Source organism: candidate division KSB1 bacterium (genome assembly GCA_034506255.1).
GTDB classification, from domain to species: Bacteria; Zhuqueibacterota; Zhuqueibacteria; order Zhuqueibacterales; family Zhuqueibacteraceae; genus Coneutiohabitans; species Coneutiohabitans thermophilus.
Genome location: JAPDPX010000010.1, coordinates 115,510 through 129,363, shown reverse-complemented (window position 1 = coordinate 129,363; position 13,854 = coordinate 115,510). Strand labels below are relative to the sequence as shown.

At 62.9% G+C, this 13,854-nt stretch carries 2 protein-coding genes; both read right to left on the bottom strand.

Annotated features, from left to right (window positions below):
- Positions 1-1,312: 1,312 nt before the first annotated feature.
- Complete coding sequence (locus ONB52_19490; protein MDZ7418315.1) at positions 1,313-5,755, bottom strand: acyltransferase domain-containing protein; 4,443 nt, start codon at positions 5,753-5,755, stop codon at positions 1,313-1,315.
- Positions 5,756-5,816: 61 nt separating this feature from the next.
- Positions 5,817-13,850 (bottom strand): SDR family NAD(P)-dependent oxidoreductase, encoded by an 8,034-nt coding sequence (locus ONB52_19485; GenBank protein ID MDZ7418314.1) that lies wholly within the window; start codon positions 13,848-13,850, stop codon positions 5,817-5,819.
- Positions 13,851-13,854: the final 4 nt, after the last annotated feature.

Genomic DNA, 13,854 nt, shown 5'->3' with positions numbered 1-13,854 from the left:
GTAGAATTGCAATTGTCGTGGGGAAAAAATTCGGCGCAGTCAGCACCGCTTTGCCAGAGAAGCACCGCCGGCGAAACCCTGCTTCCAGTAGATGAACTTGCTTTGGAAGGCCATCAGCAACGTGAGAAGTGGTGCAGACATCCCTGCCTGCAGACAGGACGTCGGCGCCGGGTTTACCACGAAAGTGCCGTAGCGCAGGCTTCCCGTCTGCAGACTAGATGTCGGCGCTGCATTTTGATTGTGATGGGTGTGCAAATGCACATGGCAAATACCACAAAAACTGCAAGAATACCACGGCCAAGCCGTGGTGGCTGATCAAATCAAAGGTTCATCCGACTCAAGCGTACATGGCCACATGACTGTTCTTTGCATCTGATGAACTCCGATAGGAGTGAGAGGTTTATAGCCAGGTGCCGTTCGCCGAAATGAAACCCCAGCGGGGTGACAGGTGTATCGTGCCTCCTCCTTGATCTCCTCTTGAATTGAAGGCAAACGCCGCTACATGTCACTCCTAAAGGAGTTTGAAGGTGGAGGTGTTGACAATTGCTCTAAACATTTCACCCTGGCGGGGTTGGGCCGTTCGCTATCAAGTTAGGGCAAGTGGCTCTCAGCAGAGAAGGCACGGAACTGCTTTTGCGATTCTTTTCATCTTGTTGTCGCAAAATGTACGCAAAATTCGGATGACCCAAATCAAATGGGAAACTGATTCGTCAATGTTTTCTTTTTGAAACGCCGGGGCGCGGAGTCACCATGCCGCCAGGGAAAACTTCACAGTTTTCCTGACAGCTTTGCGTTGACCACGAAAATACTTTTACAGTAGCCCCTTAAGAGTCGGGGCCTGAAGGCACTGCTCCAAAAGCCCATTTTCATCCTGATGGCCGCCGCGTGCGGCATGGCAAATACCACAAAAATGCCGCCCGGCAGGCAAGATGATCTCCACGCTGAGTCCCCACACGTAACGGAGGCATTACGCAGGCGGGCAACCGCTTCCGCCCCGGCGGCACAGCAGGGAAGGGCGGCGTTGGAAGCAGACATCAAAAACCCTCCCACAAAGATGAGGTCCCACGGCAAAGCTCTTTTTGGGAAAATGCTTCGCCCAATGAAAATGAAAGTGAAGTCCCACAAAAAGCTTTTCGTGGGAGGGTATTTTCGTGGGAAAGGAAAGGCGGCGCTTTCTCCGCAATTCCGCAAGAATACCTGCGGGCAAACAGGAGGTCGGCGCCCGGCAGCAGCGTCTTGGGGCGGCTGTACTCATCCTGTCAATACATGCCAATGTGTGCAGCCCGACGGAAGGCGCCACGACCGAGAAATCTCAAATCGCTTCCAGCTTGCGCTCCAGCATCGCCGCGACTTCTTCCTCGGACAGCGCTGCGATTTCCTCGGCGGTGACGGTTTTACCGTTGCCCTCAAGCGCACTGCGCGTGGCGGTTACTCCTGCCGATTCACCGTCAGCAAACACCATTTTCTCCAGCAGCCGGGCAATGGCCTCGATGTTGGGATAGTCGAAGATCAATGTTGCCGGCAGGGAAGTTGTCATGCCCAGCCCGCGTGCCAGCAGGTTGCGCAGTTCGACCGCCATGAGCGAATCAATGCCGACCTCCATCAGGCGTTGTCGCCGCCCCAATGTTTGATCGGGATCACGGCGCAACACTTTCACCACGTGGCGGCGCACGTACTCGATCAACTGCTCGAAGCGTTCGGCCGGCGGCAGACTTTGCAGCCGCTGCACCAGCGTCTCTCCGGCCTCTGCCGCGGCAGACTCAACCGCCGCGGCCGGACCGGTGGCTGGCGTGCTGCTGCCGGCGGTCACCGCCTGCATCTGCACGCCTTCACGGGCCAGCGGCATCCGGGCGAGAAAGACATGCTGGTTTAAAATTTCCGCGGGTGAGCCAGCCTCGGGAAAAGCCGCGACTTTCTCGAAACCGTGCTCGCGCAACAGCGCCTGCCACTTTTCGGTCGGCAGCAAGGGGTTGTCGCTGCGCAAATCGTCTTCGAACAACTGCCAGCCTTCGATCAACCCGATCGAGATGTCGAACCAGTGGGGATGATGCGTGGTCTCGTAGAGGATCAAAGCGCCGCCGGGCTTGAGCAGGGCCCGGGTGTTCTCCACGGTGGCATGCAGGTTTTTGGTGGCATGCAGCACATTGGCCGCCACCACGATGTCGAAGTCGTGGCTGCCGAAGCCCTGCTCCGCGGGCGGGTTTTCGATGTTGAGAATGCCGTAGCGCAGGAAAGGATAAGCGCGAAAACGTTCGGCCGCCTGTGTGAAAAAATACTCCGACATGTCGGTGAAGTAGTAGAGCGTGCGTGTCGCCGGCAGCACCGGCAGGATCGCGGCGGTCGTGCCGCCGGTGCCCGCACCGATTTCGAGCACCCGCAGCGGCTGCGTCGCGGGCAGGGTGCGCACGAGGGCTTGCGCCAGACCGCGGACAATGCCGGTGTAGTAGCGCGACAACGCCCATTCGTGATACAAGAACTCCGAGGTGGCGTTGGTGCCGCCGGGGAAAAGTGTTTCCAGCGGGCTTTCCCCGCCGGTGAGAACAGGCACCAGCATGCGTCCGCAGCGCTGCAGGTATTCCAGCAACGCCGGAATGTCCGCGAAGAGAGCGCCGTCCTTCGCGAGAATGGCCTCGGCCGTCAGACGCGGCCACGGCTTGTGGCGCACATAGCCTTCACCCGCGCGCGTGAGCACGCCTTCAGCGGTGAGTTTTTCAAACCAGCGCCGCAGGAGATTGCGATAGGTCGGTTGAATCTGAAATTGCGCCAGGCACTCGGCCACGCGGCACGCGACTCCGGTTTTCTTGAAAATGCCGAGCTGGCGCAATGCCTTCACGATACAGGCGCTGGTCAGGCGGTCAAGGCAGGCCCATTTCGCGGGATAGGTGTGCAGAGCCAAATCCATCGGCACCTGCCGCGCGTGATAATGGCCGGCTTCCTCCACCTCCTCCCAGCGGCTCGCGGTTTTCGGGGTGAAACCCTGCTGCCAGACTTTCAATTCTTCCAGCCAATAGCTCTTGGGCGACATGGGAGTGGCGGGCAGCGCGACGCGACGGCGGGCAAAGGGCCGGTCGAAACCCGCCCAGTCAAGCTCGACACCGTGGACGTACAAACTGGCAAGGCTGTCGAGCATCTGCTCCTCCTCGTCGCGGCCCTGGCGCAACGAGGGCAGCCACACGCCTTCCCCGGCGGGGAAACATTTCTGTCCCATCACCACCAAAATCGGGGCCGGCCCCAGTTCCAGGAAAATGCGATACCCCATCTGGTGCAGTGCCTGCATGGCCTCGGCATAGCGCACGGTGTGTCGCAGGTTGTGGCGCCAATAGGCTGCGTCGAGCAGATGGTTTGCGTCGACCAACGCCAGTCGCATGCTGGAAAACAGCGCGGTGGCGGGCGGCCGGTAGCTGGCGCGCCGGCAGGAGGCTTCGAATTCGTCCAGCACCGGCTCCACCAGGGGCGAGTGAAACGAGTTGGAGACCTGCAGCAGCTTGCTCTTGATGCCCTGCGCTTCGAGCCGCTGCAAAATCTCCATCACCGCCTGGCGCTCGCCGGAGATCACCGTACTTTCCGGCCCGTTGAGGGCCGCGATCGCGACACGATCGGTGAATCCCGCCAGAGCTTCGGCGACACGCTTTTCACCGGCAAGAATGGAAGCCATCAGGCCCGTGTGCGGCAGGCTGTGCATCAGGCGGCCGCGCTCACTGACAATCATCAAGCCATCTTCCAAACTCATCATGCCGGCCACGGTCGCCGCCACAATTTCCCCGACGCTGTGCCCCATGATCAAACCCGGCACCACACCCCACGATCGCCACAACTCCGCCAGGGCATATTGCAGGGCGAAGGTGGCCGGCTGGGTGTAATTGGTCTGGTCGAGCAGGCCTTCCTCACCGGGTTGCGGAAAGAGCACGGACCACAACGGCCGGTCGAGGTGCGCGCGCAGGATTTCTGCGCAGCGTTCGAGCGCGGCGCGAAAGACGGGTTGCGTCTCAAAAAGCCGGCGCCCCATGTTGGCATATTGCCCGCCCTGGCCGGTGAAGAGAAAAACCACCTCCGGCCGGTTGGTGAGATCACAACGGCCGTGCATGACGCCCGGCGCCTCCTGCTGCGCGAGAAAGGAAGAAAGCTTTTGCTGCAATTGCACCGTGTCCGCTGCCACGATGGCCAGACGATGATCGAAATGAGCCCGTCCGGTATTGGCGGTGAAGCAAACGTCGGCGGCTGGCAGAGCGGGGTTTTCGGCGAAGTGCCTGACATAGCGGCCGGCCAGCTCCTGCAAATTCGCGGCACTGCGTGCCGAAAGGGTGAGCAGGTGGCGCGAGCGCCCAGGTTGCCCGCCGGCCGGCGGCGCGAAATCGCGGCCCTCGACAATGATATGCGCATTGGTGCCGCTGAAGCCAAAGGAACTCACCGCGCCCAACCGCCGCCCCGCCACTGCCGGCCAGGGCGTAAGCCGGGTGGGAACTGTCAGCGGCAACTCCTGCCACGGGATGTGGGGGCTGGGGGTGCGCAGATTCAAATGCGGTGGAATCTGGCCGTGCTGCATCGCGAGCACGACTTTGATCAGACCCGCCACGCCTGCCGCAGTTTCGAGATGGCCGATGTTGGTTTTGATCGAGCCGATCGCCACTGGCTGATCCAGGCGGCGCGCTTCCGCCATCACCGCGCCGAGCGCCTGCGCCTCGATGGGATCACCCAGCGCCGTGCCGGTGCCGTGGGTTTCAACATATCCGATCTCCGCGGCGGAGACCCCGGCGTTTTGCAACGCCTGGCGGATCACCGCCTTCTGTGACGGGCCGTTGGGCGCAGTGATGCCGCTGCTGCGGCCGTCCTGATTCACCGCCGAGCCGCGAATCACCGCCAGAATATTGTCGCGGTCGGCGAGGGCATCGGACAGCCGCTTGAGCACCACCAGCGCCGCGCCTTCGCCGCGCACGAAACCATCGGCGGCAGCATCGAAGGTTTTGCAGCGGCCATCGCCCGCCATCATGTGCGCTTTCGAAAAGTTGATCAACAGCTCGGGCGCGATGATCAAATTCACGCCGCCGGCCAGCGCCAGATTGCATTCGCGCTGCCGCAGGCTGTTGCACGCCAGATGCACGCACACCAGCGAGGAGGAGCAGGCGGTATCCAGGGAAATACTCGGGCCTTGCAGACCGAAAAAGTAGGAGAGCCGTCCCGAGGCAATGCTGTGCGACGAACCGGTGGCATAATAGGCATCGATCTGGTGGTGTTCGAGAAACTGCATCTGCATGGCGGGGTAGTCGAAGGCGGCGATGCCGATGAACACCCCGGTGCGGCTGCCCATGAGTTTGTCGGGGGCCTGCCCGGCATGCTCCAGTGCCTCCCAGGCGACGGTGAGCAGCAACCGTTGTTGCGGATCCATGCTCATGGCCTCGCGCGGTGAGATGCCGAAGAAATCCGCATCGAAGTGATCGATGTGATCGATGAAGCCGCCCCAGCGCGTTGACATTTTGCCGGGCTGGTCGGGGTCGGGATCGTAGAACGCCTCGATGTTCCAGCGGTCGGGCGGCACTTCACGAATGGCATCGACGCCGTCCCGCAACATGCGCCAGGCGGACTCGGGATCATGCGCCCCTCCGGGGAAACGCAGGCCCATGCCGATAATGGCAATTGGTTCGTTTTTCGCCGCCTCGGCTTCTGCGAGGCGCGCCTTCAGCTCGCGGATTTCCAAAAGCGCGCGCTTGACCGGCGAGAGTTGATCACGTTGCTCGATTTGTTCAACAGCATTGGCCATGAGAGAATCCTTCGAGTTGGTGTTTGTCCAAATGGGCGGCAACCGGCCGGCATCGCCGGGATCACGCGCCCTCGAGCTCCTGCAACAACAGCGCTTCCGCTTCGGCGTCACTCATTTGCTGCAGATCGCGCAAGGCCGCCGCCTGCTGGCCGTTGCCGTTCGAGGCGCCGTCTGCCGTTTCCCACCTGAGCACTTCCGCCGCCAGATAATCGGTCACCGCGTTGATGCTGGGATAATCAAACAGCAGCGTGGCGGGCAGGGAACGCGGCCCGCCCAAACCCGCGCCGAGCAGATTGCGCAGTTCCACCGCCATCAGGGAATCCAGGCCGAGCTTCTGCAGCGGCTGGTCTTTGTCGATGGGATGCGCGGCCTCCAGACCCAGCACTTTCGCGGCCTGCTCTCTGACAAACGAGGCGAGCAAGCCGCGGCGCTTGCCCGCCGGTGCCTCTGCGAGCTGCTGCAAAATCGACGGTGCGGCCGGTGCCGCGCCGGCCACCGGCTTGGGCGGCGGCGCGCTCACCAATTCCGAATAGAACGCCGGCACCGTCTGGAATTGCCGCGCAAACATCTGCCAGTTCACCGGCAGCACGCCCACTTCGACTGCATGCTCGGCCAGGAGGCTTTCCAGTACTGCGAGACCTTTTTGCGGCGAGATGACACCGATGCCCTGACTGGAAACTTTTTCGCCGACCTGTCGCGCTGCCGCCGCACCAATTTCCGACCACGCCCCCCAATGAATGCTCATGCCCGCCAGTCCCCGCCGCCGGCGATGCTGCGCCAAACTGTCGAGAAAAGCATTGGCCGCCGCGTGATTGCCCTGACCGCGCTGCCCCAGCACCGACGACATCGAAGAGTACAGGATGAAAAAGTCGAGCGCCAGGCCGGTGGTGTGCTGATGCAGCAGCCAGGCGCCGTCGATCTTCGGCCCGAGCACACGGCTGAAGCGCTGCCAGTTCTGCTGCAGCAGCGCCCCGTCATCGAGCACGCCGACGGAATGAATCAGGCCGCGCAACGGCGGCAACTTCTCCCGGATCAATGTCAGCAGGCGTGCCACCTCCGCCGGCTGCGAAACATCACCCTGCACGATCATGACTTGCGCGCCGGCCTGCTCCATCGCCGCGATTTTCTCTCGGGCCGATTCCGAAGCGCCGCTGCGGCCCATCAGCACAAGATGGCGCACCCCGCGTTCGACCAGCCACTGCGCCGTCAACAATCCCAGACCCGCCAGACCACCGGTGATGAGATAAGTGGCATTGCTGCGCAACGGAATGCCCGCCTCTTGCTCCTCCCCTCTTGCCCCTTGCCTCTTTTCCCTCGCTTCCAGTCCCTCGCCCTTTTCCCCTTGCCCCTTGCCACTTGCTTCTTGCCCCTTGCCCCCTGCCACTTGCTGACTCACCACAATCTTGCCGAAATGCCGGCCGCTTTGCATCAGGCGAAACGCCTTCACCACTTCATGACTGGGGAATTCCTGGAAGGGCAACGGCCGCAGGTGGCCATCCGCAAAGCCCGCCATCACCTGTGCAAGGATTTCCCTGATCAAGCCGGGATTCGCAGCCGCGGCGGCCGCGAGATCGACGACGTGATAGGCACCGACGCGCTTGAAGTCATTGACCTGGGCAGCGCTCCAGATCTCACGTTTGCCGATTTCGAGAAAACGGCCGTCATCCTTCAACACCGACAGGCTGGTGGGAATGAATTCGCCGCTGAGTGAATTGAGCACGACATCCACACCCTCCTCGTCAGTGAACTGCATGATCTCGTGGGCGAAATCGAGCGAGCGGGAATCCATCACATAACGCACACCGAGCTCGCGCAGCCGCTCGCGTTTTTCGCCGCTGCCCGCCGTGGCAAAGATGATGGCGCCAGCGCGTTGCGCGAGCTGCACCGCGGCCAGGCCGACCCCGCCCCCCGCCGAGTGAATCAGCACGCGCTCGCCCGCCGCGAGCCTGCCGAGATGGATGAGCGTGTAATACGCGGTCATGAACGCGCTCGGAATGGTGCAGGCCTCGGCGAAACTGAGCGCTTCCGGCTTGGCCACGAGCAAATCCGCGGCGGTGGTGACATAGTTGCTGAAGCTGCCGGCAGCGATGCCCATCACTTCCTGGCCGGGTTGAAACCGGCTCACGCCTTCGCCCAGCGCCACGATTTCGCCGGCGCATTCCCCGCCCAGCAGGCCGGCGTCACCGGGATACATGCCGAGGGCATTGAGCACATCGCGGAAATTCAGGCCTGTGGCGCGCACGCGGATCTCGACTTCACCGGGGCCGGGCGGCCGGCGTTCAACGCGGCGATAGCTCAGGCTGTCGAGCACGCCCGGCACACTCATCTGCAATTGCACCGGCTCCTCGGTGGTGGCCGGATCAAGAGGCTTGGCGGGTTCCTGTGCAACGGGCACCGTTGCTGCGTTTTGCCTGCCGGGCACATGGCGAATCAGGCGCGCGACATGGCGCACCCGCCCGCGCCAGGCCAGCAATTCTTCGCCGTCTTCGGTGAACAGCTCCTGCAACAGATCGGCGATCTCGTTTGTCTCTTCTTCAGTCGTGGCGGTACTGCCGCTGCCAGAACGGCGACGCACTGCCGGATCGAGATCGATGCGCTTGCAGCGCAGTTCGGGATGTTCGAGCGCAATCACCCTGGCCAATCCCCACACCGGCGCCTGCGTACACGCCACCTCCGTCTGTTCATTGCCCACGGCCTGGGCGCCGCGGGTCACCAGCCAGAGCGCCGGTGTTTCGCCACCGGTTTGTTTGATCATCGCCTGCACGAGATGCAGCACACTGGCCACGTTGAGGACTTTGGCCTGCTGCAAACTTTCCAGCGTCGCGCTCGCCAGCCCGGCCGCGTCCAACGACCAGAGATGGATCACGCCCTGACAGGGCCTCTGCTTCTGCGTGAAGGCCTCCTGCAGCAGGTGGAGAAAATCCTCGGGCTGTCCGGCCGCGAGTTGCCAGCGCTGCTCACCAACTTGTTCAAAAGCGGAACCGGCATAAGCGAGGACGCAATGATGCTGCCGGCGGGTGAGCGCCGTTGCCAGGCGTTCGCCCACGCCGCCCTGATCCGCCAGGATCAACCAGTTGCGCGGCGGCGCGGCAATCGCAGCATCTGCCACTGCTGCTTCCACCTGCGGGCCGCGCGCCAGGATCAGGGCGTGCTGCGCCAGGGCACGACCGACTTCAGTCTTTGCCTCCGCCGCCGGCACAATCCGGGCATCGCTGAACGCCAACCCCTCCAGCAGCCCGAGCCATTCCGGCTTGCTCAGCAGCGCATAGGAGGGGCGCAACTCATGGTCACGAAATTTCCACCAGCCTTCGGTCAAACCGAAGGTCAAATCCACCCAGCGCTCGCGTTCCGTGCCTTCGAGCAAAACCAGCAAACCTTGCGAAGCGAGAAGCTGCCGCACGTGTTGCAGCGTCTGCCGCAGGTCGGCCGTGGCGTGCAGGACGTTGGCGGCAATAATCAGATCGAAGGCATGCGCGGCAAAACCCTGTGCCTGCGGCGCGGCCTCAATGTCCAGGGTGCGATACTGCACGAAAGGAAAGCCGCGAAACTTGTCCTGCGCCTTGTTCAAAAACAGCGGTGAAACATCGGTGAAAAAGTATTCGGTGCGCTCCACCGGCAGCAGCGGCAACACAAACGCGGTGGTGCCGCCCGTGCCCGCGCCAATTTCGAGCACGCGCAGTTTGCGATCCTTCGGCAAGCCCGCCACGGCCGCAGCCACCGCCTGTGCCACCAGCCGATTCATCGCCTGCGTGATCGGCGAATTTTGATAGAGTTTCTCCAGCACCTCGACCGAGCCACCCGGGAAAAGCAGTGGCAGCGGGTCCTGCTCGCCGCGCAACGTCCGGGCGAGCTGCTGCCCGCATTTGCCGGTGAGCGCCAGCTCGGTGCTGCTCGCCGGATATTTGGCCAGCAGGGTTTTGAATTGCGTCTCGGGATTGGCATAAACCGGCGGCCGCTGCACCACCCACTCGCCCTCCTGCCACTGCAACACGCCGTCTTCCGCGAGCATCTCCAGCAGGCGATGCAGCAAACGGCGATGCCGCTCGATCACGCCGGTTTGCTGCGCCAGCGTTTCCGTGCGGAAGCGCTGCCGCGGCTGCCACTGGCAGCCAAATTGGTGCAGCGCATGCTGGACGTAGGACAGACAGAGCGCATCAAGCTGCGGCAGCAATTCTTCATAGGCAGCGAGCTCGGGAGTGGCGCGCAGTTGTGGCAGGAGCGGTTGCACCTGCGGCACCAGGCTGCCGGGGCCGGCGAGTGCAGTCGCGGCATTAGGCGTGGCGAGCGGCTTGGGCCGCCAGGCAATCTCGTACAGCCATTCGGCGAGGTTGTCTGCGGCCAGGTCCTGCAGGACTGCGGCGTTGGTGCGCTTCACCAGCACCCCGCGCAGCTCCGCCACGAGCCGGCCGTCGCCATCGTGAATGGTCACATCACCACTGTAGGTCTCGCGATTCTTTTGTCCGGCTTCACGCAGAACAATGTGACTCGTCACCGGGCCGGTGGGACGGCGAGGGAGGCGATAGCTCTCGACCCGCAGCGGCAGATAGGTTTCTTCACTGTTACCATCGGCTGCCGGCCAGCCGGCAACGAAGGCCTGCAAGCAGGCATCGAGCAGTGCCGGATGAAATTGATAGGTGGACAATTGCGGCAGCACCTCCTCCGGCGGCTGCACGTGCGCGAAGGCTTCGCCGTCACGGCGCCAGAGCTGTTGCAAGCCGCGAAATTGCGGCCCAAATTGCAGCCCGCGCCCGGCCAGTTGTTGATAGTAGGTCGCAATCGCGAGTTCTTCCCGGCAACGTTCGCGGACGGCCGCCGCGTCCAACTCTGTCCCGGCCGGCTCCTCCGGCTTGCCCGCCGCCACCCGGCCGGTGACATGCACCTTGTGGCCGGCCTTGCTTTCTTGCGTCAGGCTGATCACTTGAAACGACGCGATGCCGGGCGTTTCCGGCGTGAAGAGCAGTTGCACGGTGCGCTCCTCGTGGCCGGCCAGCACCAGAGGCTCGTGCAGGGTGATTTCTTCGAGAGCAAGCGCCTGGTCGGGAAACGCGGCCTGCGCGCCAGCCAAAACCATTTCGAGATAACCGGTGAGCGGCAGCACCACCAGGCCGTGCACCTGGTGATCGGCGAAATAAGAATATCGTGCGGTGCTGAGTTGCGACTCGAAAACGATCTCCCGCAACAACGGCGAGCGCGTCTGCCGCTGCAGCAGCGGATGAATGTCGGGCAGCGGCGTGTGCCTGTCATTGCGAGGCGGGCCGGACGCAATCCAATAGCGTTTGTTTTGGAAGGGATAAGTGGGCAGCTCGACGCGGCGGCGGTGGTAGTCGCGATCGAAGCCCTGCCAATCCAGCTCCACGCCACAGGCAAACAAGCCGCCGGCGCTTTCCAGCAACTGCTGCCAGTCGTCGCGCTCCTTGCGCAGCGATGCAAACCAATGCCCGTAATCCTCCGGGGTGAAGCGGCGCGCCATGCCGAGCAGCGTGGGGTTGGGTCCCAGCTCGACGAAGTATTCACAACCCAGGCGGTACAGCGTCTGCATGGCCTGATGGAATTGCACTGGTTCGCGCAAATGGCGGCGCCAATAATTGGCATCCACCACCTGCACAATCTCCTGTCCGGTGAGCGTGGAAACCACGCGCAGGCGGCCGGGTGAGAATTTGACCTGTTCGGCCACGCGGGTGAATTGTTCGAGCGCCGGCTCGATGAAAGGCGAATGGAAGGCATTCGAAATCGCCAACCGGCGAACATTGACGCCCTCGCGCTCGAATTGCTGCAGCACCTGTTCGACATTTTCCGTGATGCCCGAGATCACGACGCTGTCCGGCCCGTTGATCGCGGCAATGCAGACCTTGTCGCCATGGGGCGCAAGCACCTGGCGCACGCGTGCTTCGCCGGCCTGCACCGAAGCCATTTTCCCCACTGCCGGCAAATCCTGGGTGATCAGGCCGCGCGTCGCCACCAGCTTGACCGCATCCTCCAGGCGGTACATGCCCGCCAGATGCGCCGCCATGAATTCGCCCAGACTGTGCCCCATCACCACCGCCGGTTGGAGACCCCATGACAGCCACAACTGGGTGAGCGCGTATTGCAGGGAGAACATCGCCGGTTGCGTGTAGATCGTTTGATCGATCAACGCGGCGCCCTCCGGCGTTTCGGGATAGAGAATCGCCAGCAGGGATTTTTGAATGTAGGGCCGGAACAATTCGTCACATGTTTCCAGGGCGCGCCGGAAGGTCGGCTGCGTCTCGAAAAGCTGGCGGCCCATGCCCGCGTGCTGATAGCCCTGGCCACAATAAAGAAACGCCAGTTTTCCGGGCCTGCCGGACTTCGCTTCCCCGCGAATCAAGCCCGGGGTCTCGCGGCCGGCCACAAAATCCGCCAGCTTGTCGGCCGCCTGCGCCAGCGAACCGGCGACGACAGCGAGGCGTTGCGTGAAGCGGGCGCGGCCCACACCGGCCGTGTAGCAGACATCCGGCAGCGATAAATTCGGGTGGGCGGCAAAATGCTGCTGATAGCGCGCCGCCAGTTGCTCGAGGGCATTCGCCTCCCTGGCCGAGAGCGTGAGCAGATGCAACGGCCGTTCTCTCCCGCCCGCGAGGCGCAATGTGCCGTGAGCCGTGCTGTCCGCAGCGAGTCTGGCGTCTCCGCCACCGGCCGTCAACAGATCACGGCTCACGGCCGACTGCTGCCTGGCAGGCGGTGCTTCTTCAAGAATGACGTGCACGTTGGTGCCGCTGAACCCGAAGCCGCTGACGCCGGCAAAGCGGGCTGGTCCGGCGGCGGAGCGCGGCCAGGGCGTGCGCTGTCTGGGCACCTCGATGGGCAGGCGCTCCCACGCAATGTGCGGAGTGAGCTGCTGCAAATGCAGATGCGGTGGAATTTCTTCGTGCTGCAGCACCAAAACCGTCTTGATCAAGCCGGCCAGGCCGGAGGCCGATTCCATGTGGCCGAGATTGGTTTTGACGGCACCGATGCGCAGGGGATTGTCACGGCTGCGACCTTCGCGGTAAACCGCGCCGAGCGCCTCCACCTCGATGGGATCGCCGAGCGTGGTGCCGGTGCCGTGTGTCTCAACGTAGCCAACCAGAGCCGGTGCGATGCCGGCATTTGCCAGCGCGCGCCGGATCACCGCCTCCTGTGCCGGCCCGTTCGGCACGGAAATGCCGCTGCTCGGCCCGTCCTGGTTGGCGGCCACGCCGCGAATGACGGCGAGAATGTTGTCATTGTTGGCGAGCGCATCGGACAGGCGTTTGAGAATCACCGCACCACAGCCTTCCGAACGCACGAAGCCATCGGCTCCCGCGTCGAAGGTGCGGCAGCGGCCCGAGGGCGACATCATCCCCCACTTCGAAAACGAAATCAGCGTCTCGGGCGAAAGAATCACATTCACGCCGCCCACGATCGCCATGTCACACTCGCGGCTGCGCAGACTCTGACAGGCCAGATAGGTGGCCACCAGCGAGGAGGAGCAGGCGGTATCCACGGAAATCGCCGGGCCGTGCAGGCCGAGATGAAAGGCGATGCGGCCGGAGGCGACATTGGAAACATTGTTGGAAACGAGATAGGCGTTGATCTGCGCGGCCTCGATGACCTTGTAGTGAAGCTGCAGATATTCATTGGTGGTGATGCCGACGAACACGCCGGTGTTGCTGCCGTGCAGTTTGTCCGGTGCCTGGCCGGCATGCTCCAGCGCTTCCCACACCACTTGCAGCAGCAGCCGGTGCTGGGGGTCCATGTGCACCGCCTCGCGCGGCGAGATGCCGAAAAAGTGCGGGTCGAATTTGTCGATGTCCGACAGGTAACCGCCCCAGCGCGTGGTGACTTTGCCCGGCGCGCGGTGATCGGGATCATAATAGGCGTTGATGTCGAAGCGGTCCGGCGGAATTTCGGTGATGGCATCAACGCCATCGCGTAAAAGCTGCCAGTAGCTTTCCGGGCTGTTGACGCCGCCGGGATAACGGCAGCCCAGTCCGATGACCGCCAATGGCTCGCGCCCGGCCTGCTCCGCGGCGGCAAGCCGGGCTTCCAGCTCCTGAATGCGTTGCAAAGCTTCCTTGAGGATGGCTTTGCGGTCGGTGGTTGCAGCATTGCTCATTTCG

Bases quoted from the DNA above. Each gene is read 5' to 3' on its own strand.
- ONB52_19490 (MDZ7418315.1), bottom strand. From the start codon at position 5,755: ATGGCCAATGCTGTTGAACAAATCGAGCAACGTGATCAACTCTCGCCG.
- ONB52_19485 (MDZ7418314.1), bottom strand. From the start codon at position 13,850: ATGAGCAATGCTGCAACCACCGACCGCAAAGCCATCCTCAAGGAAGCT.